This window comes from Anaerostipes caccae L1-92 (genome assembly GCF_014467075.1).
In the GTDB taxonomy this organism is placed as follows: Bacteria; Bacillota; Clostridia; order Lachnospirales; family Lachnospiraceae; genus Anaerostipes; species Anaerostipes caccae.
Map to the genome: position 1 here is coordinate 2,328,030 of NZ_AP023027.1, position 21,597 is coordinate 2,349,626.

23 protein-coding genes, 1 tRNA gene and 1 other annotated feature are annotated in these 21,597 nt (G+C 45.5%); of the genes, 2 read left to right on the forward strand and 22 right to left on the reverse strand.

Features of this window, described 5'->3' with window-relative positions; genetic code table 11:
- Window positions 1-8: 8 nt before the first annotated feature.
- Window positions 9-467, reverse strand: coding sequence for an RrF2 family transcriptional regulator (locus ANCC_RS11370; RefSeq protein WP_022260803.1), 459 nt, complete (start codon window positions 465-467; stop codon window positions 9-11).
- Between the two features lie 140 nt (window positions 468-607).
- Here ANCC_RS11370 and ANCC_RS11375 point away from each other — a divergent pair, with 140 nt between their 5' ends.
- Window positions 608-1,906, forward strand: coding sequence for a polysaccharide biosynthesis protein (locus ANCC_RS11375; protein ID WP_006565904.1), 1,299 nt, complete (start codon window positions 608-610; stop codon window positions 1,904-1,906).
- 73 nt (window positions 1,907-1,979) lie between these two features.
- Here ANCC_RS11375 and ANCC_RS11380 read toward each other — a convergent pair whose 3' ends face one another.
- The 20 genes from ANCC_RS11380 to ANCC_RS11475 form a co-directional block, all read right to left on the reverse strand.
- Window positions 1,980-2,936 (reverse strand): ABC transporter permease, encoded by a 957-nt coding sequence (locus ANCC_RS11380; protein ID WP_006565905.1) that lies wholly within the window; start codon window positions 2,934-2,936, stop codon window positions 1,980-1,982.
- Window positions 2,933-4,027 carry an ABC transporter permease gene (locus tag ANCC_RS11385; protein WP_006565906.1) on the reverse strand — a complete coding sequence of 365 codons (1,095 nt, stop codon included), beginning with the start codon at window positions 4,025-4,027 and terminating at the stop codon, window positions 2,933-2,935. The genes ANCC_RS11380 and ANCC_RS11385 overlap by 4 nt, the downstream gene beginning before the upstream one ends.
- Entirely contained in the window at window positions 4,014-5,570 is a 1,557-nt protein-coding gene (locus ANCC_RS11390; protein ID WP_022260804.1) for an ABC transporter ATP-binding protein, read from the reverse strand. Before ANCC_RS11390 ends, ANCC_RS11385 begins: the two co-directional genes overlap by 14 nt.
- 139 nt (window positions 5,571-5,709) lie before the next feature.
- Window positions 5,710-6,864 carry a BMP family ABC transporter substrate-binding protein gene (locus tag ANCC_RS11395; RefSeq protein ID WP_039946206.1) on the reverse strand — a complete coding sequence of 385 codons (1,155 nt, stop codon included), beginning with the start codon at window positions 6,862-6,864 and terminating at the stop codon, window positions 5,710-5,712.
- A 242-nt stretch (window positions 6,865-7,106) separates the two neighbouring features.
- Window positions 7,107-8,114, reverse strand: coding sequence for a tryptophan--tRNA ligase (gene trpS, locus ANCC_RS11400; RefSeq protein WP_039946223.1), 1,008 nt, complete (start codon window positions 8,112-8,114; stop codon window positions 7,107-7,109).
- Between the two features lie 114 nt (window positions 8,115-8,228).
- Window positions 8,229-8,597, reverse strand: coding sequence for an ACT domain-containing protein (locus tag ANCC_RS11405; RefSeq protein WP_006565912.1), 369 nt, complete (start codon window positions 8,595-8,597; stop codon window positions 8,229-8,231).
- 201 nt (window positions 8,598-8,798) lie between these two features.
- Entirely contained in the window at window positions 8,799-8,984 is a 186-nt protein-coding gene (locus tag ANCC_RS11410; RefSeq protein ID WP_006565913.1) for a hypothetical protein, read from the reverse strand.
- Window positions 8,985-8,996: 12 nt separating this feature from the next.
- Window positions 8,997-9,236 carry a type II toxin-antitoxin system RelE family toxin gene (locus ANCC_RS11415; protein WP_039946209.1) on the reverse strand — a complete coding sequence of 80 codons (240 nt, stop codon included), beginning with the start codon at window positions 9,234-9,236 and terminating at the stop codon, window positions 8,997-8,999.
- Window positions 9,237-9,454: 218 nt separating this feature from the next.
- Window positions 9,455-9,527: transfer RNA gene (locus tag ANCC_RS11420), tRNA-Thr, on the reverse strand.
- Between the two features lie 49 nt (window positions 9,528-9,576).
- Window positions 9,577-10,281 (reverse strand): metallophosphoesterase, encoded by a 705-nt coding sequence (locus tag ANCC_RS11425; protein ID WP_006565915.1) that lies wholly within the window; start codon window positions 10,279-10,281, stop codon window positions 9,577-9,579.
- A 21-nt stretch (window positions 10,282-10,302) separates the two neighbouring features.
- On the reverse strand, window positions 10,303-10,881 hold the full coding sequence (locus ANCC_RS11430) for a sigma-70 family RNA polymerase sigma factor (protein ID WP_006565916.1): 579 nt from the start codon (window positions 10,879-10,881) through the stop codon (window positions 10,303-10,305).
- A 7-nt stretch (window positions 10,882-10,888) separates the two neighbouring features.
- Window positions 10,889-11,629 carry a 23S rRNA (guanosine(2251)-2'-O)-methyltransferase RlmB gene (rlmB, locus tag ANCC_RS11435; RefSeq protein WP_006565917.1) on the reverse strand — a complete coding sequence of 247 codons (741 nt, stop codon included), beginning with the start codon at window positions 11,627-11,629 and terminating at the stop codon, window positions 10,889-10,891.
- Window positions 11,626-12,057, reverse strand: a complete 432-nt coding sequence (locus tag ANCC_RS11440; RefSeq protein ID WP_006565918.1) for a Mini-ribonuclease 3 — start codon at window positions 12,055-12,057, stop codon at window positions 11,626-11,628. The genes rlmB and ANCC_RS11440 overlap by 4 nt, the downstream gene beginning before the upstream one ends.
- A complete protein-coding gene (gene cysS / locus ANCC_RS11445) occupies window positions 12,042-13,442 on the reverse strand; it encodes a cysteine--tRNA ligase (RefSeq protein ID WP_006565919.1) in 1,401 nt (466 codons plus the stop codon). The genes ANCC_RS11440 and cysS overlap by 16 nt, the downstream gene beginning before the upstream one ends.
- A complete protein-coding gene (gene epsC / locus ANCC_RS11450; RefSeq protein ID WP_009290455.1) occupies window positions 13,439-14,122 on the reverse strand; it encodes a serine O-acetyltransferase EpsC in 684 nt (227 codons plus the stop codon). Before epsC ends, cysS begins: the two co-directional genes overlap by 4 nt.
- Window positions 14,123-14,330: 208 nt before the next feature.
- Window positions 14,331-14,555 (reverse strand) — a binding site (T-box leader).
- A gap of 44 nt (window positions 14,556-14,599) precedes the next feature.
- A complete protein-coding gene (locus tag ANCC_RS11455) occupies window positions 14,600-15,364 on the reverse strand; it encodes an ABC transporter permease (protein ID WP_006568935.1) in 765 nt (254 codons plus the stop codon).
- On the reverse strand, window positions 15,358-16,272 hold the full coding sequence (locus ANCC_RS11460) for an ABC transporter ATP-binding protein (RefSeq protein ID WP_006568936.1): 915 nt from the start codon (window positions 16,270-16,272) through the stop codon (window positions 15,358-15,360). The genes ANCC_RS11455 and ANCC_RS11460 overlap by 7 nt, the downstream gene beginning before the upstream one ends.
- 119 nt (window positions 16,273-16,391) lie before the next feature.
- Window positions 16,392-16,949 carry a biotin transporter BioY gene (locus tag ANCC_RS11465; protein WP_006568937.1) on the reverse strand — a complete coding sequence of 186 codons (558 nt, stop codon included), beginning with the start codon at window positions 16,947-16,949 and terminating at the stop codon, window positions 16,392-16,394.
- A gap of 8 nt (window positions 16,950-16,957) precedes the next feature.
- Window positions 16,958-17,917, reverse strand: a complete 960-nt coding sequence (gene bioB / locus ANCC_RS11470; RefSeq protein ID WP_006568938.1) for a biotin synthase BioB — start codon at window positions 17,915-17,917, stop codon at window positions 16,958-16,960.
- Between the two features lie 141 nt (window positions 17,918-18,058).
- Complete coding sequence (locus ANCC_RS11475; protein WP_006568939.1) at window positions 18,059-18,238, reverse strand: hypothetical protein; 180 nt, start codon at window positions 18,236-18,238, stop codon at window positions 18,059-18,061.
- Window positions 18,239-18,395: 157 nt separating this feature from the next.
- On the opposite strand from ANCC_RS11475, the gene ANCC_RS11480 reads away from it, so the two are divergent.
- Window positions 18,396-18,629 (forward strand): HPr family phosphocarrier protein, encoded by a 234-nt coding sequence (locus tag ANCC_RS11480; protein WP_039947135.1) that lies wholly within the window; start codon window positions 18,396-18,398, stop codon window positions 18,627-18,629.
- 47 nt (window positions 18,630-18,676) lie between these two features.
- Here ANCC_RS11480 and ANCC_RS11485 read toward each other — a convergent pair whose 3' ends face one another.
- The gene (locus ANCC_RS11485) at window positions 18,677-21,499 is read right to left on the reverse strand and encodes an ATP-binding protein (protein ID WP_006568941.1); all 2,823 of its coding nucleotides are present in this window, start codon (window positions 21,497-21,499) and stop codon (window positions 18,677-18,679) included.
- Window positions 21,500-21,597 lie beyond the last annotated feature (98 nt).

The window sequence follows — 21,597 nt, forward strand, 5'->3', positions numbered from 1 at the left end:
AACTTCTCCTATCTTTCACAATTTCGTTCCGCCGGTTTCCCCTGCTGGACAGCTCTTGCCTCGTCCGCCAGCTCATCTAAATAAATAGAATCCACTGTTTTGGCAATGCTGTCATTGATCCTTTTCCACACAGTTTTTGTCACGCAGTACTTAGAGCCGCTGCATGTTTCCTCTGTATCGGTAAGTTCTGTACAGTCTACCGGCGTCAGATCGCCTTCCAGTGCCCTCAGCACGTCTCCGACTGAAATATCTTCTGCATTTCCCGCCAGAACATATCCTCCCTGGGCTCCCCGGATGCTTTTTACAAGCCCCGCCTTCTTTAACTTGGAAAGAAGCTGCTCCAGATACCGGATGGATATATCCTGCCGCTCTGATATCGCGCTGACAGCCGCAGGTTCCTTCTCCCCGAACACTGCAATATCTACGATCGCACGAAGGCCGTATCTTCCTTTTGTTGATAATTTCATCTCACCACTCCAATCCCGACCAAAATAGTCGGATATCACACTGCTATGTTATCACCTGGGACTTCCGATGTCAACACAATCCCAATCATAACCACGTATTTCTTGACATACAATAGAACAATATCAATCGGGGAGTTCTTATGAAAAAATCCAGCCCTTTTGTACAAGGTACATTAATTTTAACAGCCGCTAATATTTTTTCCAGATTTATTGGATTCTATAATAGAATATTTCTGGCTGGATTAATTGGTGCCCACCAGATGGGAGTCTATCAATTAATTTTTCCTATTTACCTGGTGGGTTTTGCCCTCTGTTTTCACGGATACGAGACTGCCCTGTCTCAGATCGTCGCCGCCCAGATGGCTAAAGGCCGTCCGGAAAACTGCAGAAAAATACTGAAGATCACTTTAGCCGTCACGATCCTGCTCTCTGTGATCTGTGCCTGTTTCTTTTATTTCTTTGCCGACGAGCTCTGCATGAAATTTCTCCACGAAAAAGACTGCATCCCCTGCCTCAAAGCCGCTGTCTTTGCTATGCCGTTTGTGGGTGTAAAAGCATGTATCCATAGTTACCACATCGGTCTGGGCAAACCCGGCCTCCCGTCCGTCTCTCTTTGCATTGAGCAGATTTCCCGGATACTGGGCATTTATGCAGTCTCTGTCACCTTCTTTTTAAAGCTTGAGACACCCGCGTTAATTGCAGTACTCGGCATGGTAGCCGGTGAAATGGCTTCCTGCCTTTACACTGTCATTTATCACCTTTTAAAGACAAAACGGCAAAGCAGCGGGCTGCCTGCGGCTTCTTCCAGAAAGCTTTTTGGCAGCCTGCTCTCATTAAGTTTTCCTCTGACCTGCAACTCTCTCTCCATCACACTGCTGCAGAGTCTGGAAAACATTCTGATCCCGCTGATGCTGACCAGGTTTTACTGCAACCAGCACTATTCGGTAGAGGTATATGGAATCCTGACCGGAATGGCGATTCCTTTTATCAACTTTCCGTCCAGCATCACCAACTCTATCTCGGTGATGCTTCTTCCGAAAGTGTCAGCCGCGACAGCGGAACAGGATTACCGCACATTACATAGGGCCACCAAATACTCCCTTTCCTTTTGCTTTCTGCTGGGGATCGTAAGCTTCTTTTTATTTTTTACTCTGGGGCCGTCGATCGGACTGATCGTATTCCACAGCAAAGAGGCAGGCATGTTCTTAAGGATGCTCTCCTTTTTGTGTCCGGTGCTCTATCTTTCCGGAACTCTGTCCAGTATTTTAAACGGTCTTGGGAAGACCAAAACCACGCTGTTTAACAATTCCGTCTCCCTCCTGCTCAGAATCGCCTTTATCGTATTTGTGGTCCCGCTGGTAGGGATCAACGGATATCTCTGGGGACTGATGGCAAGCACTCTTCTGGTGGTCATCATGCATTACCGGAAAATAAAATAAAATGAAATCCATACAACTCCGGGCTTTTTAAAGCGCAAAAAAGGAACCTCTTTTTATGGAGATTCCTTTTTTCTTACCGTTCTTCCCGGAAATAGTTTGTCCCGCAGGATGCCGGCTGATTATTTTCTTTTGACTGTCTGACGGAGGAAATTACAAGTACAAGCGCCGTAATCACGAATGGAAGCATATCATAAAATGCATTCGGTATGCTGATGATGCTCTTCGGCACATAGTACTTCAAAACACTGAAGCAGCCGAAAGCCAGAGATCCATAGATCGCTTTCACCGGACTCCACGATGCAAAGATGACAAGTGCAACAGAGATCCAGCCCAATCCGTTGACACAGTTGCTGATCCAAACACCTCCGCAGATGATCATGGCCGAATAGGCTCCTCCGATACCGCAGATTCCTCCGCCGATCAGTACGTTGATATACTTGGCGCGGATAACTCTGATCCCGGCCGCATCGGCAGCCCCGGGATTTTCTCCCACTGCCCGGACATTGAGCCCGGTTTTTGTCTTCTGCAGATAGTACCAGCAGATCACGGCTGTCACAATACCGATATAGACAAAGATATTGTAGGAAAACAGCAGTTTTCCCAAGACCGGAATATCACTCAGCACAGGGATATGCAGATTTGCAATCTGTGCAGAAATGTGTTCCGGCAGTTTTAATGACTGGGTGGCAGAGTGATTCAGCATATATTCGCCGATGAAGTTTGCAAGACCCACTCCAAATATGGTCAGTGTCAGTCCGGTTACATTCTGATCCGCCATAAACGTAATCGTGAGGACCGCATAGATCAGCGCCGCGGCTACTCCTGCAGCAAATGCGGCCAGAAGGGCAAACACCACATTGTCTGTCTGATAGCCGACCATAAATCCTGCACATGCGCCTATTGACATCATGCCTTCTACACCCAGGTTCAGATGTCCGACCTTTTCGTTCATGATCTCACCGACCGTGCCAAACAGCAGAGGCGTGCCGGCCAGCACTGCTGCCACAAACAGATTCAATACCGTATTCATTTTCCGGCACCTCCTTTTCTTCCTACAAATTTATAACGAACAAAAAACTCACATCCGAGAACAAAAAACAGGATGATTCCCTGAAGAACATCCGCCGAATAGCTGGAAAGCCCATAGGTAGACTGCATCACACTGCTTCCCTTCTCCAGAATACTAAACAGGAAAGACACGATCACGATTCCAGCCGGATTCAGGCGTGCCAGCCACGCTACGATGATCGCCGTAAATCCGACTCCTCCTGCCACAGAGGTTGCCAATGTCATGTCGGAGCCCGTTGCCTGCACCATACCCGCAATACCGCAGATAGCACCGCTGAAAAACATCGTCCGCAGCATCACACGCTTTACCGGAATTCCTGCATATTTGGCTGTGGCATGGCTGTCTCCCACTACGGAGATCTCATATCCCTGCTTCGTATATTTCAGATAAATATAAACGATCGCAGTGAGCACCAAAGCAATGATCCAGCCGGCCTGGACACCCAGAACCGAATCCAGCTGTGCGTTAATATCAAACCTTGCGATCTTCGGAAATCCGGAGGAAGCCGGATCTTTCCACGGACCGTCTCTCAGATACACGATCACATTCAGGGCGATGTAATTCAGCATCAGCGTAAACAATGTTTCATTGGTATTGAACTTCGCCTTGAAAAACGCCGGTATCAAGCCGAACAGCCCTCCCCCGATCACACTGAATAAAAACATAACGATCAGCAGAAGAACATGAGGCATCGCATTTTGATACAGCGCAAAATAGGTGGCAAAAATTGCTCCCATAATGATCTGCCCCTCTGCCCCAATATTCCAGAACCTCATCTTAAACGCCATAGTAACGCCCAGAGAAGAGATCAGCAGCGGTATCATGATGCGGATCGTAGCCTGGACTGCCATCTCACTCCGGAAGGCTCCGCTTATAATGGTCTGATACACAGTAAATGGGTTAAAACCGATGATCAGAAGGAAGATCCCTCCTGCCAGCAGGGCAAGCAGCACGGAAGCAGCGCGCAGGATCATGGTCTTTTTCTGTGACAGCTCCGCCCGTTTCACTGTACGCAGCAGCGGCTCCCTTCCTGTCTTCTTACTTGCTTCCATCTGTGTTCTCCTCCTTCTTCTCTTTCGTTCCGTTTACCCCTGTCATTAGCAGGCCGACTTCTTCTTTTGTCGTCTTTCTCGCATCCACGATACCGGAGACCTCTCCATGACAGAGTACCAAAATGCGGTCGCTGATAGATAAGAGCACATCCAGGTCTTCTCCCACCAGCAGCACTGCCACACCCTTTTTCTTCTGCTCATTGAGCAGGTCATATACAGTATAAGAAGAATTGATATCCAGTCCGCGGACCGGGTAGGCAGTAAGGAGTACATTCGGCTCTGCGATGATCTCTCTGCCCAAAAGTACTTTCTGTACGTTCCCTCCGGACAGCATCCGCACCGGCGTATCCACACTCGGAGTCAGGATGCCAAGTTCCTTCACCATTTCTTCTGCCATCTTCCTCGGCGTTTTCCGGTCTATAAAAATACCTTTCTGATCCTGGTAGTGTTTCAGGAGGACATTGTCCACCATCCCCATAGACGCCACCAGTCCCATGCCAAGCCGATCTTCCGGCACAAAGGAAATGCGGATGCCGCGGCTTCGGATGTCCTTAAACGTCATGCCCACCAGTTCTTCGTCTCTGTGAACGATGCTTCCTTCTTTGATCTCCGTAAGCCCCGTGATCGCCTCACACAGCTCTTTCTGGCCGCTTCCGGCGATCCCCGCCACTCCTAAGATCTCACCTTCCATCAGTTCAAAATTCACATCGGTAAGTCCCGGTGTGCCGTCCGGACGGTCGACATTCAGATTCCGGATGACGATTTCGGGAACTGCATCGGCCTTCCTTTCGGGACGGTCGATCTCCAGTGTCACAGGACGTCCCACCATCAGTTCTGTCAGCTTTTTCTCATCGCTGTTCTTTGTGTCCACAGTTCCGATGCTCTCCCCCTTTCGGAGAATCGCAACACGGTCGCTGATGGCCAGCACCTCATTCAGTTTATGGGTAATGATGACGATGGCACAGCCCTGCTCTTTCATTCTCCGAAGAATTGCAAACAGCTTTTCTGTCTCCTGGGGTGTGAGCACCGCCGTCGGCTCATCCAGAATCAGAATACTTGCTCCCCTGTATAAGACTTTCAGGATTTCCACAGTCTGTTTTTCGCTGACCGACATGTTGTAGATCTTCTTTTCCGGGTCGACCTCCAAACCGAATTTTGAACTGATCTCCTCGATCTTTGCTTTCAGCTCTTTCGGCCGGATTCTCTTCTCCTTTGTCCCAAGTACAATGTTGTCCATCGCACTGTGCACATCTACCAGCTTAAAATGCTGGTGGATCATGCCGATTCCCAGTCCGATCGCATCCGTCGGAGAATTGATGGAGACTTCCTGTCCTCCGATCCTGATGGTTCCGGAATCCGGGTGGTAGATCCCGGAGAGCATGTTCATCAGAGTCGTCTTTCCTGAACCGTTTTCTCCGAGCAGGGCAAGGATTTCACCATATTTTACATCCAGATCTACGTTATTGTTTGCCACAACACTCCCAAAAGTCTTTCGGATGCCTCTGCACTCTATGGCATATGTATCCTTCTTCTCCTGTGCCATTTCATCACCTCGTATCATGTGTTTTCTGCCTCTCTTCTTTCATTGAGTTCCAAGAAAGAAGGGCACTGCCTTCTGATTCAGAATATACAATGCCCTTCTCATTCATCCATGACTCTCATGGAAATTTCTGCTGCGCTGCTTATTTTACAACGATGTTTTTGAAGTACCAGTTGATTTTTCCTTTGATGTCTTCGTCGCTTAAAGTTTCGCCCTTTTTGCCGACCTTCTTGCCGTCGTTGGTCTCGATGACACCGTCAAATACATTGAAGTCGCCGGAAAGCATCTTTTCTTTTGCCTCCTCGATCTTCTTTTCCGTACCCGGAGCGATCAGTTTCTTGTTAAGCGGAGCGATGTCAACCAGTCCCTCTTTCATGCCGCCGTAGTAAACTTCCGGCTTCCATGTTCCGTCGATGAGCTCCTGAACTGCCTCTGTATAGTAAGCACCCCAGTGCCAGATCGTAGATGTCAGCGTAGCTTTCGGAGCATCTTTTGTCATATCAGAGTTATATCCGACACCCCATACGCCTGCTTTTTCCGCTTCCAGCTGTGGGTTCGGCGTATCACAGTGCTGTCCGATCACGTCACATCCCTGGGAGATCAGGGCTTTTGCCGCATTTGTCTCTTCATTCGGGTTAAACCAGCTGTTTGTCACTTTTACATATACTTTTGCCTTTTTATTGACAGAGTAAATACCCATGGCAAACGCATCCACGCCTCCGGTCACCTCGGCATTGTCCTTGCCCATAGCCGCAACATATCCGATCTTGTTGCTCTTCGTCTTAAGGCCTGCCGCGATACCGCTTAAATATCTTGCCTGATAGATTCTTCCGAAATAGTTGTTAAAGTTGGAATCATTCTTCTTATATCCGGTTCCGTGGGAGAATACTACATCAGGATACTCTTTTGCCATAGCTTCCATCGTGTCCATGTAGCCCCAGCTTGTACCAAAGATCACGTTGCATCCGTCTTCGATACACTCTTTGATCGCAGTCTCTGTCTTAGTCGGGTCTGTGTCTGTGATATTGGTCTTGCGCACGATCTGATTGTCTTTCAGGCCCAGCTTCTTCTGCATTGCTATGATACCCTGATCATGTGTGTAAGTGTACCCTGATCCCTCGGAAGGGTCGGAAATATGGATCACTCCGATCTTGAGATCTTTTTTGGCGATCTTGAACTGTTTTTTCTCTTCCTTCTTGTCGGTTGTCGTCTTCTTGGAACCGCAGCCTGTCATCAATCCAAGGACAAGCACTAACGACAAAATAATACCAGTGACTTTTAAAACTTTTTTCTTCATGAACCTTCCTCCTTCTGCCTGGCTTCCGCCTTGTGCACGGATGCCAAAACTGCGCCTGTGCGCATTAAATGATATTAAAATTATAACAAAAGCGCCTGTCCACTGCAAGATACTTTTGCCTATTCAGGTCTCAAATGGCAGGCAATATAAACTTTTCTTTTGCATCAAAAAATCCGGTGAAAGCTGCCTCTGAAAGCTGCCCGCACCGGATCTTGCTGTTTTGTACTCATATTCCGCACATATCAGCGGATACGGTCAGGGAATCCCACTTTGTGCTGTACCTTTCTCAAGGTCTTCGCCGCATAGTAAGAAGCCTTTTCCCCATTATCTTTTATGATCTTATTTAAATAATCTTTATTCTTCATAATGTCGTTATAGCGTTCCTGAATCGGCCGCAGTTCTTCCACAACCACTTCTCCAACCCGCTCTTTCAGCTTTCCGTATCCCATGCCTTCAAATTCAGCCACTGCTTCCTCGGGTTTCTTTCCGTTGATCGCGCAGTAAATATCCAGCAGGTTTTTAATGCCTGGCTTTTCTTCTGAATAAGCAATACATGCCTCGGAGTCCGTCACCGCCTTCTTAAACTTCCTCATGATCGTGTCCGGATCATCCAGAAGCAGAATGTGTGCATTGGCATTCTCGTCAGATTTGGACATCTTTTTCTCCGGCTCCTGAAGGCTCATGATCTTCTGTCCGACTTTGCCGATATATGCTTCCGGAATCGTGAATACATCACCGTATATCTTGTTAAATCTTTCAGCAATATCTCTGGTGATCTCCAAATGCTGCATCTGGTCTTTTCCCACGGGCACCACATCAGACTGAAACAGCAAAATGTCTGCTGCCATCAGGACCGGATAAGTGAAAAGTCCTGTGTTGATATTTTCCGGATGCTTCTGTGACTTATCTTTAAACTGGGTCATCCGGTTCATTTCCCCCATATAGGTAAAGCAGTTTAAGATCCACATGAGTTCTGCGTGTGCCGAAACGTGTGACTGGTAATAAATACAGTTTTCTACCGGATCAAGTCCTGCCGCTATATAGAGTGCCAAAAGGCTCCTGGCCCTTTTTCTCAGCTCCGAAGGCTCCTGTCTTACTGTGATGGAATGCATGTCCACAACACTGTAAAAACACATATACTGATCTTTATCAATGTCCACCCAGTTTTTTAATGCTCCCAGGTAATTGCCCAATGTAATAGTACCGGTGGCCTGCATGCCACTGAATAATGATTTCTTTCCGTCTAACATCTGTCGTTCCTTTCTTCCATAAATTTTCTCTGGATTCATCATATCATATTGCAGGAAAGTTTCCAAACATTCAGCGCAATCTTTTCACAGAACTTTTCAGTCAAGTCCGGAAAATCAATGTATGATTTCATATCCATGATCCGCCAGAACACGGACGGCTCTTTCAAAGTTTTCGGCTTTGATCAGTATATAATCCGTATTATAAGTAGAAATAACAAAAATCCCGATTTTGTGATTGGCCAGCAGGGAAGATATTTCAGCCAAAATCCCAATCAGAGAAAAATCAAGGATTCCCTGTATCCGGAACGCCCTCCAGCCGTCTTCTCTCTCGATCATGTCATCAGGCATAAACTCCGTGGGGCAGACCAGTGAATTCTCCTGGTCGGTTTTAGCAAAAAAGCAAAACTCATTTTGTAAATCTGCCTGGGAAACATCGTAAAGCTTACCGATGGAAAAATCCTGTTTTAAAATCTTTAATTCCATTTTGTGTTACCTCCATATTTCTATTTATATGTTCCTGAAATATTTGAAAAATGAGACGGGTAGCCGAGTAACCCGCCTCATAATCTCTAGTGTTTCAGTGCCCCTTAACTCCGCATAAAATTGTACTTTTTATAATAACCTCATTCTTATTTACCATTTTCTCGTGTAAAAGAGGGCCTACATCTGCAAACGTTTAACATGCTAATCCCAATGAATGTCTTCATGCAAAATTGTAGCACTCCTGTCTGCTTTTGCCTCTGCAATTGCTTCAATCTCATCCGGAACAGGACTCACTTCCGGAATAAATTTTAAAATTACCTTGTAAATTGTATCTATATCCTTTTCATCTATCATGTCAATCAAATTCTTTATTGTTTCTCTGCTCATTGTTTACACCTCCTAAAGCCTCTTATATGCTTTTCCCCTTGGTCTTATCTCGTTTATTGTTATTATATCATTTTCAAACGTAAATAACACACGCAAATTACCAATCCTCAATCTATACTCACACTCATATCCAGTTAATTTTTTTACATCACCTAGCGGTAATTTCTCAATGCTGTCTTTCAAGCGTCTTTTAGTTGATTTATCACAACTATTTATGTATTTAACAGCTTTCTTTTTATATTCTATTTTCATTGTACCAACCCCTTTCTTGGTACTACAAATATATTTCATGATTCTACTTTAACATATTTGGAATTTAAAGTAAATCATTTTTTGTAAATATATGTAATGAAAAATCTCATTACAATTATTATAGCAAAATTATTTTCCTATTCTTCATACAAAGCATTCAAGCAAAAAAAACGGCTCAAACCCGCATAAAATCAAGGTTTGAGCCGTTTCTTACGATAAGCTGATGACGGGAGTTGAACCCGTGACCTCCTCACTACCAATGAGGTGCGCTACCACCTGTGCCACATCAGCAAGACCGTTATTAAATTTATCATACCGATCGAATCTTGTCAATATTTTTTCATATTTTTATATAAAATTCTTCCTGATCATTCAATCTCAGACAGCCAAGATTTTCACCGTAGGCGGCTCCGCAGTCAATGGCGATCCTGTGATCCCATTTTGTAATATGAAATGCGGCAGCCTGTTCCCTTGCTTCTTCCGTCAAAGTCCCGGCATAATAAAGCAGTGCACCTGTGGGTGTGTGTCCAAAAACAACGGTATATGGACAGGCAAGGGCAGCATTGAAAAACTCCCTGCGAATCCATAAAAGGTTATCCCGGTCCATCTGTGAAATCTTATCCTCTGAATCTCCCAGTGCTGCATCAATGCCTGCATGAACCAAAAGATAACGCTTGTTCTCCACTGTGATCATCCGGTAAAGAGGAAGCTTTCGCACAAACTCAATACATTGCTCCTGCTCCTTTTTCGGAAACGACATAAGAGAAGCTAACGTAACACCTCCGCCGTTAAAAATCCACGTCTCATACCATGACTCTTCGTCATCCATCGTTCTTAGAAACATATCTTCATGATTTCCCATGAGAAGTTCCATATTCGGCTGTTCCCTTATATATTCCAGCAGCTGGATGCCATCCGGCCCGCGGTCCACCACATCTCCGATAATATATAATTTATCTTCCGGAGAGAAACGGATCTTCTCCAGCATCTCAAAAAAAGCCCGGCCCTGGCCGTGAATATCGGACAACACATAAACATTCTGCATGTATACTCCCCCTCCGGGTGATTAACTTTCTTCCCCTAATTTTCTGCGGATCCTCTGAATCGCATTGTCAATGGACTTTTTCGGTTTGTCCAGTTTTACGGCGATCTCCACATAATTCTCTCCGCTCAGATAAAGTTCCATCACATCTTTCTCAAAACTGCTGAGCTTTGTCTCAATTTTCTTATAATAGTCAGAGATGTTTTCCTTTTGTATCAGAACCTGTTCCGGATTTGTGTCTTCTTCCATAAACTGGTCTTCCTCTCCCTGTTCATTAAACAGTGATATATAATTGTTCAATGGACCGTGTTTCTTTCTCTTGGAAGCCGTCACCGTCGTATAAATCTGCCGTTTTACACAAAGAGATGCAAATGTAGAGAAGGAAGCGTTCTTTTCGTCATCATAATTTTTTACAGCTTTAAAAAGACCGATCATCCCTTCCTGGATCAAGTCCTCCTCATCGGCTCCGGCCAGAAAGAACTTCCTGGATTCCCTGCGCACCAGTCCCCCATACCGGTTCAGAAGAAAATCCATCGCCCGATCGTCACCGCTTTTTATCTCATTTAACAGGTCCCTGTCAGAATAATGTTCAAAGTCTTTCATAGTTCCCCTATTTTAAAAGCCTCTGCCTCACGATCTCATAAGCCAGCACGCCGGCTGCAACCGATGCATTCAGAGAATCAATATCGCCGTTCATCGGAATAGAAGCGGTATAATCACACCTCTCCTTCACAAGGCGGCTGACACCGCTGCCCTCGTTTCCGATGACCAGCCCAATAGGACCGGTTAAATTCTGGCGGTACATCATGTCCCCGTCCATATCAGCACAGACAAACCATAATCCCCGCTCCTTCAGTTCTTCCATCGTCTTTGACAAGTTGGTCACTTTGACCACCGGGGTATAATTCAGCGCTCCTGCGGATGTTTTTGCCACCGTCGGGGTCAGTCCCACTGCCCTTCTTTTTGGAATGATAACGCCATGGGCTCCGGCAAGATTTGCTGTTCTTATGATAGCTCCCAGATTGTGAGGATCTTCAATACCGTCCAGTAGAATAAAAAACGGATCTTCCTTCTTTTCCTCTGCCCTGGCAAACAGATCTTCCATCTGTCCATATTCATAGGCCGCAGCCATTGCGACTACGCCCTGATGATGTTCCTTTGTAAGCTGATCCAGACGTTCTTTTTCTACAAAATTCAGAACTGCGTCTGTCTTCTTTGCCTCCCGGACGATCGTCCGGACGGGACCGTCCTGGCATCCGTCCAGAATATAGATCTTATCAATGGGCTTTCCCGCCCTCAGTGCCTCCAGCACCGCATTTCTTCCCGCCAGCAGATATTCTTCGTAACTCATTCATTTTCTCCTACATCTAATCCAATTTTAATCAGCTCCAAAGCCCGTGCCGTCCTCCCGGATAAGTACAGATATCCGATCAGGGCTTCGACCCCTGTGGCCATCCGGTATTCCACGATCGAAGCATTTTTTGCGGCCGTAGCAGATTTGGCATTTCGGCCCCGCTTATAGACGGCTGCCTCTTCGTCTGTGAGCTTTTCTTTAATATTATCATAAACCCCTGCCTGAGCGGAAGCTTTCACCAGACTGCTGGATTTTTTGTGATACTTATTCACACTCATGTTCCCTTCAGAGATAACCAGTGTCCGAACGGCGATCTCATAGACCGCATCTCCGATGTAGGCGAGCCCAAGGGGTGAGTAAGCCTTAGGGTCCATTTGAGGCAGGTCAAGTCCCTTCGTCATAAACTCAATTAAGCTCGTTTCCATTTTACTCCTTCTCTTGTATCCTTTAAAATAATCCCTTTTTCCAGCAGTTCGTCTCTGATCTCATCTGCTCTGGCAAAATCTTTTTCTTTTCTCGCCTGCTGCCGTTCCTCAATCATCCTTTCAATCTCTTCATCCAGAATATCTTCTTCCTGCTTTGTCTCGATTCCGAGTACTCCGCACAGCGTTTCCATGATTTCCAGGAGCTTTGCCGCATAATCAGAGGATGACTCTTTTACGGTTGTATTGGCCAGCTTCACAAGTTCAAAGATGGCAGAGACCGCATCCGCCGTGTTGAAATCATCTTCCATAGCTTCCTCAAACTTGCCGACCAATTTCCTTGCTTCTTCAAGATTAGCCTCTTCTTCTTTTCCTGCAGCTGTCTCCGGTTTATCGGCCTGATCCCTTACAAGATCAATCGCTGTGAGGATGCGGTCCAGTCCGTTCTTGGCAGATTCCACAAGCGTATCGCTGAAGTTCAGCGGATTGCGGTAATGTGCGCTCAGCATGAAAAACCGGATAACCTGCAGCGGATATTTTTCACTGATCTCTCTGACAGTAAAAAAGTTGCCGGCCGATTTGGACATCTTTTGATTGTCGATATTTAAGAACCCGTTGTGCATCCAGTAGTTTGCAAAACATTCGTCGTTGCATGCTTCACTCTGGGCAATTTCATTTTCGTGATGAGGAAAAATCAAGTCCTCTCCTCCCGCATGAATGTCAATCGTATCCCCGATATACTTTTTCGACATTTCGGAACATTCGATATGCCATCCCGGGCGGCCTTCTCCCCAAGGAGACGGCCATGCAATCTCACCTTCTTTTTTCGGCTTCCAAAGCACAAAATCAAGCGGATCTTGTTTGCCTTCTTCCCCGCGGACTTTAATATCCCTGTGGCCTGCCTCCAAGTCGTCAATGTTCTTTTTGGAAAGTTTTCCGTATCCGTCAAAAGAACGGGTTTTAAAGTAAACCGTACCATTTACTTCGTAGGCATGCCCTTTTTCAATCAAGGTCCCGATCATACGGATCATTCCGTCGATCTCTTCCGTGGCTTTCGGCTGATGGGTCGCCGGCTTCACGTTTAAGCCTTCCATATCTTTTTTACACTCTTCAATGTAACGCTCTGCGATCTCTGTGGCAGATACGCCTTCCTCATTGGCTTTCTTGATGATCTTATCATCCACATCTGTAAAATTTGAGACGTAATTCACATCATATCCTTTATATTCAAAATATCTGCGGACCGTATCAAAGATGATCATCGGCCGTGCGTTTCCGATATGAATATAGTTATAAACTGTGGGGCCGCACACATATATCCCCACTTTCCCAGGGTGTACCGGTACAAACTCCTCTTTTTTTCTTGTCAGTGTATTATAGATCTTCATTCTCTATCTCCTTTCGCAGCATCTTCTACACGTTTGCAGTGCTCCATAAATATATTCAGTGCACTTCTTAACTCAGCGTTTTCTTTTGCCAGCTTCTCAATATCCATGTCAACCGGGTCCGGAAGATCGATCTGGTTGAGCTCCAGGCTCTGAATCCTGGTCCCGTCTCTCTTGATCACTCTGCCCGGCACTCCGACCACGGTGGAGTTGGGAGGCACATCGGAAACTACAACGGAACCCGCTCCTATTTTGGAATTCTTCCCAATCGTGATCGATCCTAGTACTTTCGCACCGGCGCTGATCAAAACATTGTCCTCGATGGTAGGGTGGCGCTTCCCGGTTTCATTTCCGGTGCCTCCCAGCGTGACTCCCTGGTAAATCGTCACATTGTCACCGATGATCGTAGTCTCACCGATGACAACCCCATGTCCGTGGTCAATAAACAGCCCTTTTCCTATCTGTGCTCCCGGGTGAATCTCAATCCCAGTCTTTCGGGCAATCTTTTGTGATATCTTTCTGGCCTTATAAAAATTTCCTTCCTTATACATACGATGGGTGATCCGATACCAGTATAAAGCCTTTACATAAGGATATAAATATACTTCCTTTTGATTTTTAAGGGCCGGGTCCCGGTCCTTTATGATGTCAAACTGGCTTTTTGCAAACTCTCTAAAGCCCATACTTACCTCCATAGAACAAAGTGGGCAAGCCCACACTTCAACTCTTAGGCCCCTCAATCTTTGAGGGGCTTGACAACTTTGCGTACCAGATGCGATTTGACGCAGTCAAATAATTTCCTTACACATCTGTGTACAGCCCGCGGAGCGTTTTTTGTTTCACTGGGAAGGTCGCAGAACTTTCCTATGAAACAAAAAAACTCCGTCTCAAAAAAGAGACGAAGTTATATCCGCGGTTCCACTCTTACTTAAAGTATCCTTGAGGATGCTTTCCCTTAACCTTCCGTTAACGCCGGCCACGTACAGGACTACTGTCGATTCGCCCTGTCTGCTCCCAGAGGCATTCCCAACACATTTCCTAAAAACTGCTTTCAGCCGGTGACAGTTTCTCTCTGTTAGTTCCAGTGTAGGTACTCTTTCTGTTCTGCGCATTTCACTTACCATATAGTTTATGCGCTTTCCATAAAAATGTCAACCGGGTTATTTGATATCCACACGTTTAAAATGTATAACTCCGCCGGCCGCAGCCGCAGTAAGAAATACAAGTCCGGTTAAAATCCCCGGAAGAAGTTCAGCATGTTGCGCGCCGCTCTGAATGATCAGAGACAGCATGTTGCCCGGCCAGTATTTTGACAGCTGCACCGTATGCCCCAATAGTTTTGTGAGTCCCATATCGCCATATAATGCAATGGTTCCGATAACGTCCAGCCCAATGATGGCAACCGGAAGGACAAACTGTGTCTTCCTTATTATAAAAGCGGCCATGACATACAGAGAAGTGATACTGAGGACCAGAATATATTTTGTGAACAAAAAGCCTGCGGTATTGCTTATAACATTCCCGCTCAAATCTCCGGTTTTCCAGTAAAACGCAGCGGTGATTCCCACAATTACGATGCTCACCGCGAAATAAACCGTTGCCAGCAGAACACTCACGATCCACTTGGAAGCAAAGATTTCATTCCTCTCGTAATGCTTTGATGCCAGGTTTTTAATGGTTCCATAGGTATATTCACTTCCGATGAACAGGGAAATAACGATCGCCAGCAGAATCAGATAAGAGGTATCTGTCCCCTGTATCCTTGAGAGGACCGTCGTCTGCGTCCCAGTACCGCCGCCCATTTTTTCCACAAGATGATAAAGAAAATTTTCAGATCCCGCCAGCAAAAGAAACAGCACTCCGCACACACGAAATGACGTTGATTTTAACAATTTATAAACATCTGCCCGAATTAAATTTAACATGCCGCACCTCCCACTGCTCTTAAAAAGTATTTTTCCAAATCCATGTTTTCTACGAAGATTTCTTCTACCTGGATTCCTTCCTGCATAAGCGCCTGATTGACTTTCCCTGGCTTTTCTAAAAATCCGTAGACCTTCAGTTCTTCTTCTCCAACCATCTGGAATTCTCTGGCTGAAAACTGCTCTCTCATAACTCTGCACGCCTTCTCCCGCTGTTCCTTCGGCATCTTTACCGTGAGACTGGACTGGCTCTGCCTGTTTAATTCTTCTTCCGTAAATTCCTGGATCAGTTCGCCCTTGTGGATGATACCGTATCTGGTAGCCAGTTTCGATAACTCTCCCAAAATGTGGCTTGATATCAAAACCGTGATGTGATGTTCCTGATTCAGCTCCTGGATCAGCTCTCTGATCTCACGGATTCCAACCGGATCAAGCCCGTTGGTAGGTTCATCCAAAATTAAAAATTCCGGATCGCCCAAAAGTGCAATGGCGATCGCCAGCCTCTGCTTCATACCGAGGGAAAAATTTTTCACCTTCTTCTTTTTGGTGTCTGCAAGCCCTACCTTTATAAGAACTTCTTCAATCTTTTTCGGATCCTTCAATCCCCTGAGCTTCATCTCCACCATGAGATTCTCTCTGGCCGTCATACCGGGCATCAGCGCCGGATATTCAATCACTGTCCCGATCTTCTCTCTGGCCTTCACCAGATCACCGGAACCGAACAGGGAAAGTCTGCCGGAGGAGGGTTTGGCCAGTCCTGCCATCATCCGGATCATGGTAGTCTTCCCTGCACCGTTCTCCCCGATGAATCCGTAAATGTCTCCCTTCTTTACTTCCATACTGACATTTCTCACTGCTATTTGTTTTCCAAAGGATTTTGTAATCTCCTCTGCATTCACAATCGTATCCATATAAATCCTCCTTGTACTATCGTATTATTGTACTGATAATTTAATACAATAGTACTATAATACAAAAAGATTGTCAACAAAAAAGACATGAAAAAATTTATTTCCATGCCCTTTCTCTTCTATAAAGACGCTGACGCAGTCTGCTTCACTGTCTGCCGGATGCTGTTTCCTATTGCTGCAGCCAGTATTATTTTCACCAGGTCCCCGGGGAGATATGGGATAACTCCGGCCATGAGCCCCTGAACCGGCGTAAGGTTCATCTGTGCACAGAGCCAAACGGTTCCGAACAGATATGCTGCCAGCGTTCCAATCACCATTCCTGCAAATTGTATGGTCCTTTTTCCTCCGGAGTGATCCGCTGCAAACCCGCAGACTGCAGCCGTCAATATGAATCCAATCAAATATCCGCCCGTAGGACCGGCAAGTTTGGACAGGCCTCCCGTAAATCCCGAAAAAACAGGAAGTCCCGCTGTGCCAAGCAGCAGATAGATCACATAACTCACAGTACCTGATTTGCACCCGAGTACAAATGCTGTCAGATAAATGATCAGATTTGTCAGAGATATTGGAACCGGTGTAAACGGCAGCGGAACAGAAAGCGGTCCCGCAACGCACATGAGTGCCGACATCAATCCTATGAGTGTCATCTGCCTTATTTCTAGTTTCTTCATAGTCATTCTCCTCCTTATGTCAATGAAAATCCAAGCTTTAAAAACATTTTTCTGTCGTCTTCCACCCTGTTGCCGGATGTAGTGAGCATATCACCAGTGATTGCTCCGTTTGCCCCGGAACAAAACGCCTCTCTTCCGCAGTCTTTCATCAAATTCCGCCCTGCGGCCAGACGAATTTCTGCTTTTGGATTTAAGAGCCGGAACACTGCGACCGTCCTCAGTATTTCCTCTTCTTTAAGCCTTCTTCTTCCTTCCAGAGGAGTACCTTTGATCGGCGTAAGAACATTGACCGGGATCGAGTCAACTCCGAGTCCTGCCAGCTCAAGGGCCAAAGAAAGCCTGTCCTCCTCTGTCTCACCCATTCCGATGATCCCTCCGGAACAGATCTCAAGGCCTGCTTTCTTTGCCCTCTCGATATTTGCGATCTTATCATCATATGTATGCGTCGTGCAGATCTCAGAAAAAAAACGTCTTGATGTCTCTAAATTACAGTGATATCGTGTGACTCCATTCCTTTTCAGATCTAAAAAAGCATCATAAGACAAAAATCCGTGGGATGCACAAAGGGAAACACTGCACTGCTCAGACATAACACGATAGGCCTTTAAAGCTCTTGAAAAATCTTCTCCCTCAAGGGATTTTCCGGCTGTCACGACAGAGTATCTATGTATTCCTTTCCTCTCCTGCATCCGGCAGTCCTTTAAGATCTCTTCGGCCGGAAGAAACGCATATTCTTCCGCATGGGTCCGGTGATGGGATGACTGTGCACAAAACCTGCAGTCCTCGCTGCACTTTCCGCTTTTCCCATTGATGATCGTGCAAAGATCTCCATGGTCTTTGCAAAAATGCTTTCTGATCCTGTCCGCCGACCGGCACAGCATCTCAAGATCTGCATCCAGCAAAAACAATACATCTTCTGTTTTGATCTGTTCCTGTTCTCCTGAAAGGATCTGTCTTGTAAATTCCTCCAGCATATAAACTCCTTTCTCTTTCCCTCTTCGTTATTGAAGTATACGCTATGAACTTCAAATTGTCAACCATAATAAAGATATAGGTTAACAATTCAGATGTATGAAAACGTGCGCCGCATATTGACGCACGTCTAAGATTGCATTTTATTCTTCCTCTTCAAGGATGCCTAATTCCTTAATCCGTTCCTCAATCTTTTTCATAGATTCTTCATAGGTAAGTCCGTCTTCCGTATCTTTTTCCTGTACATCAGCACGCTTTTCCAGCAATTCGTCGATATCTTTACTAAATGGATTATTATCTGTTACTCTTGTTAAAAGTCCCATGTATCTTCCTCCCTGCTTTCTGCTCTCCCTTTTCGCTGATCTTTATTTTATTCATTTTATCCGTTTCTTGTCAATATATTCTTATGAGAAATTTGACTTTCCGCTGAAAAAATTGTACCATGACATTGCATCAGCAAAGAAGAAAGGGGTGTTTGATATGAAAACCTATAAAATATTGTTAGATTCCATAGACAAAGTAAAAGACTTTGTCAACTTGATCAACCGGTTTAAATCCGAGATAGATTTAGCATCCGGCCGCTATGTTGTCGATGCAAAATCCATTATGGGCATTTTCAGCCTGGAATTGTCCAAACCGCTGCTTCTCACTGTTTACGGTGAAGACGAACTGGAAGACATTGAAAATGCATTAAATCCATTTATTTTAGATTAAAAGGAAATGCCGTATCCCCGTTTTATTCTCTGGGATACGGCACTTTTTTATTCCTTTTTCAGGTTCTCTTCCATCACCTGATTGAGATATCCAATGTCTATCGGCTTTGGAACAAAACCGTTCATTCCTGAGGCAAACGCTGCATCCATATCTTCTTTGAAAGAGTTTGCTGTCATCGCAATGATCGGTACTGTTTCTGCATCCGGATGGCTGCTTTTCCTGATCTCTTCCGCCGCTTCATAACCGTTTTTCAGCGGCATCTTGATGTCCATTAAAATAAGCTGATAACGGCCCTGTTCACCCGACAAAAATCGTTCCACGGCTTCCTGTCCGTTGACTGCCCGTTCTGCGGACGCGCCTTCCATCTCAAGCAGTTCTTTTACAATTTCTGCATTCAGATCGTTATCTTCCGCAACCAGAATCCGGATATCATGGAACTGCCGAAGTTCCAAAGCATTTTCACTCCTGTAGTTCGTGCTGTCTTTCCCGGTGGGCAGACAGAGTCTGAAATAAAACTCAGAACCTTTGCCAGTCTGGCTCTCCACCATGAGATTTCCTCCCATAGCCTTGATGATGCTTGAACTGATCGGGAGTCCGAGACCTGTTCCCTCGCTTCTTGCGCTGCTGGCTCCCAGCTGTTCAAAGGCCTCGAAAATCTGTTTCTGCCTGTCCTGGGCGATACCGATCCCATTATCTTTGACAGAGAAGAAATATTCCCCAGTACTGACGTCCCTGTGCTCCTCCCGGACAGTCAGAGTGACTCTGCCTCCGTGCTTCGTAAATTTAAAGGCATTAGAGAGAAGATTGGTCAGTACCTGGCGCAGACGGATCGGATCTCCTGTTACAAAGTCATGCTCAATCTCCCTGACAAATTCAAAATGAATCTGCTTTTCTTCTGCCTGCACTTCCATCATTTCAATTAACCCATCCAGCAGTTCTGTCAGAGAGAAGTCTTCGGGCTCAATGTTCAGCTTTCCATTTTCAATCTTTGACATATCCAGAATATCGTTAATCAGTGACAGCATATACTGAGAGGATGCATGAATTTTTTGCAGTTTTTCCCTGGCTCCGTCCGGAAGCTTCTCCTCCATCCGCAGCAAATCGGTGAGACCTGTGATCGCGTTCATAGGTGTCCGTATCTCATGACTCATCTGAGAGAGAAATTCACTCTTTGCCCTGCTCTTTGCCTCTGCTTTCTCAAGTTCACTCTGCATGATCCTGCTTCTCATTTTGGATCTGTAAGTCAGAATAAAGGCTGCTGCCGCCATAAGCATAATGACTGCCAGCAGACAGAGTACAGCGATGGGGTTTGCATAAATATAATCTTTAAACGAAAATGAGGTGCCGAAGGAAACCAGATTCCTGTTAAGAATCGTATTCCTCTCATCCGATGTAACATTATTTATGGATTTGTTGAGTATCGACAGGAGATTGGTATCCGCCGGGCCCGCCAGTGCAAAGGACACCCCCATGTTAATGTTGACTCCTGTCACCGGGACGACATTATTATACCGGTGGTTCTGCATCTCCTGTTCCATAGAAGCCGCCAGACCGTACACGAAGTCCACTTTTCCTTTATTCAGTGCCGAAATAATCTCTTCTGCATCCTTATAATATTTCACTCTTTTCGCCTTTATTTCATCCGGGAGTGTTCTTCCTTTCAGAACCCCGGCTTCCATCCCGTCGGAAGGAAAATTCTCTGATTTATTTCTGATGACAATATTGTTAAGGCTGACATAGGCGCTGGTCAGTACAAGATCATTCTTTCTCGCATCCGCTTCAGTATCCAGAAAAAATCCCATAATATCTGCCTTGCCTTCTTGTACCAGCCGGATGGCCTCCTCATACGAATCCGCAGTGACATAAGTAAACTTCAGGCCGGAAAAATCAGAGATCTCTTCGAGCATTTCCGGAATAATACCATCATGGTGATCTGTAGTATTCTGCTTACAGTAGAAAGGGTGCCAGTCTGCTACAACAGCAACCGAAACCGATTTCTTGGCGGCGATATATTTCTCCTCTTCTTTCGTCAGATAGACGGACGATATCTTCTGTCTGTCTTTAAAATTTTCTTCATACTTTTCCTTTTCAAAACCAGGATCGGCGTCCTGAATCTTTTCCAGCGCAGAATTAATTCCGTTCAGAATCTCTTTATTTTTCGGGCTTGTTACAAGATAATAAGGCTGAGCATCGAAGGAAGCAGCCAGCCGGAAATCAGGATTCTCCTCCAGTTCATTTCCCAGCAGCAAATCGACTTCTTTATTTAATAAATACTTATAAAGGTCTCCACTTTCTGAGAGGTCTTTGGGACCATAGTATTTCAGCCTGCACTTAATGTTGTTGATCTTTAAGAAGTCTTTCAGCCTTCGGATCTTTTCATCCGCTTTCTCATAGACTCCGATGGTTTTGCCGTTCAGCGTATTCAGCTCATAACTTTTGATCCTGTTATCTTCTTTCAGACACAGAAGTCCTGCACGGCTGCTCCCCATACTGTACTTTGGATATGCAAAATAAGGCTCCAATTCCTTGGCATAGTAGGCACCTCCCAATACATCATACTTTCCATCCGCAAGATCCTGTATAAAGGTGTCCGCTGTAGTCGGGACATATTCGTATTCCCAGTTCGTATATTTTGCAATCTCATTCAGATAATCCGGTGTCAGCCCGGTATAATTTCCGTATTTATCTTTTTCGCATATCCCCGGAGTTTCTAAATATCCTACCTTCACCACCCGTTGATCCGTTTGTTCTGTTTTCTTTTCGGAGGCCGCAAAACTCCAGTGATTCCCCAGAAAGATGATGCTGATCAGCAGTACAGACAAACAGACCGCTGCTCTTCTGCAAAATCTTCTCCCTGTAATTTTTTTCATATATCCCCCTTTTTCTGATCATCCCTGTCTCTCTTCCGTTTTCTCTATTTTAAAGCTTTTCTGTCTTTCTGACAAGAAAAAGGGAACCGATTCCCAAA

Coding starts and splice junctions, on each gene's coding strand:
- ANCC_RS11370 (WP_022260803.1), bottom strand. CDS start 467: ATGAAATTATCAACAAAAGGAAGATACGGCCTTCGTGCGATCGTAGAT.
- ANCC_RS11375 (WP_006565904.1), top strand. CDS start 608: ATGAAAAAATCCAGCCCTTTTGTACAAGGTACATTAATTTTAACAGCC.
- ANCC_RS11380 (WP_006565905.1), bottom strand. CDS start 2,936: ATGAATACGGTATTGAATCTGTTTGTGGCAGCAGTGCTGGCCGGCACG.
- ANCC_RS11385 (WP_006565906.1), bottom strand. CDS start 4,027: ATGGAAGCAAGTAAGAAGACAGGAAGGGAGCCGCTGCTGCGTACAGTG.
- ANCC_RS11390 (WP_022260804.1), bottom strand. CDS start 5,570: ATGGCACAGGAGAAGAAGGATACATATGCCATAGAGTGCAGAGGCATC.
- ANCC_RS11395 (WP_039946206.1), bottom strand. CDS start 6,864: ATGAAGAAAAAAGTTTTAAAAGTCACTGGTATTATTTTGTCGTTAGTG.
- trpS (WP_039946223.1), bottom strand. CDS start 8,114: ATGTTAGACGGAAAGAAATCATTATTCAGTGGCATGCAGGCCACCGGT.
- ANCC_RS11405 (WP_006565912.1), bottom strand. CDS start 8,597: ATGGAATTAAAGATTTTAAAACAGGATTTTTCCATCGGTAAGCTTTAC.
- ANCC_RS11410 (WP_006565913.1), bottom strand. CDS start 8,984: ATGAGCAGAGAAACAATAAAGAATTTGATTGACATGATAGATGAAAAG.
- ANCC_RS11415 (WP_039946209.1), bottom strand. CDS start 9,236: ATGAAAATAGAATATAAAAAGAAAGCTGTTAAATACATAAATAGTTGT.
- ANCC_RS11425 (WP_006565915.1), bottom strand. CDS start 10,281: ATGCAGAATGTTTATGTGTTGTCCGATATTCACGGCCAGGGCCGGGCT.
- ANCC_RS11430 (WP_006565916.1), bottom strand. CDS start 10,881: ATGAAAGACTTTGAACATTATTCTGACAGGGACCTGTTAAATGAGATA.
- rlmB (WP_006565917.1), bottom strand. CDS start 11,629: ATGAGTTACGAAGAATATCTGCTGGCGGGAAGAAATGCGGTGCTGGAG.
- ANCC_RS11440 (WP_006565918.1), bottom strand. CDS start 12,057: ATGGAAACGAGCTTAATTGAGTTTATGACGAAGGGACTTGACCTGCCT.
- cysS (WP_006565919.1), bottom strand. CDS start 13,442: ATGAAGATCTATAATACACTGACAAGAAAAAAAGAGGAGTTTGTACCG.
- epsC (WP_009290455.1), bottom strand. CDS start 14,122: ATGGGCTTTAGAGAGTTTGCAAAAAGCCAGTTTGACATCATAAAGGAC.
- ANCC_RS11455 (WP_006568935.1), bottom strand. CDS start 15,364: ATGTTAAATTTAATTCGGGCAGATGTTTATAAATTGTTAAAATCAACG.
- ANCC_RS11460 (WP_006568936.1), bottom strand. CDS start 16,272: ATGGATACGATTGTGAATGCAGAGGAGATTACAAAATCCTTTGGAAAA.
- ANCC_RS11465 (WP_006568937.1), bottom strand. CDS start 16,949: ATGACTATGAAGAAACTAGAAATAAGGCAGATGACACTCATAGGATTG.
- bioB (WP_006568938.1), bottom strand. CDS start 17,917: ATGCTGGAGGAATTTACAAGACAGATCCTTTCAGGAGAACAGGAACAG.
- ANCC_RS11475 (WP_006568939.1), bottom strand. CDS start 18,238: ATGGGACTTTTAACAAGAGTAACAGATAATAATCCATTTAGTAAAGAT.
- ANCC_RS11480 (WP_039947135.1), top strand. CDS start 18,396: ATGAAAACCTATAAAATATTGTTAGATTCCATAGACAAAGTAAAAGAC.
- ANCC_RS11485 (WP_006568941.1), bottom strand. CDS start 21,499: ATGAAAAAAATTACAGGGAGAAGATTTTGCAGAAGAGCAGCGGTCTGT.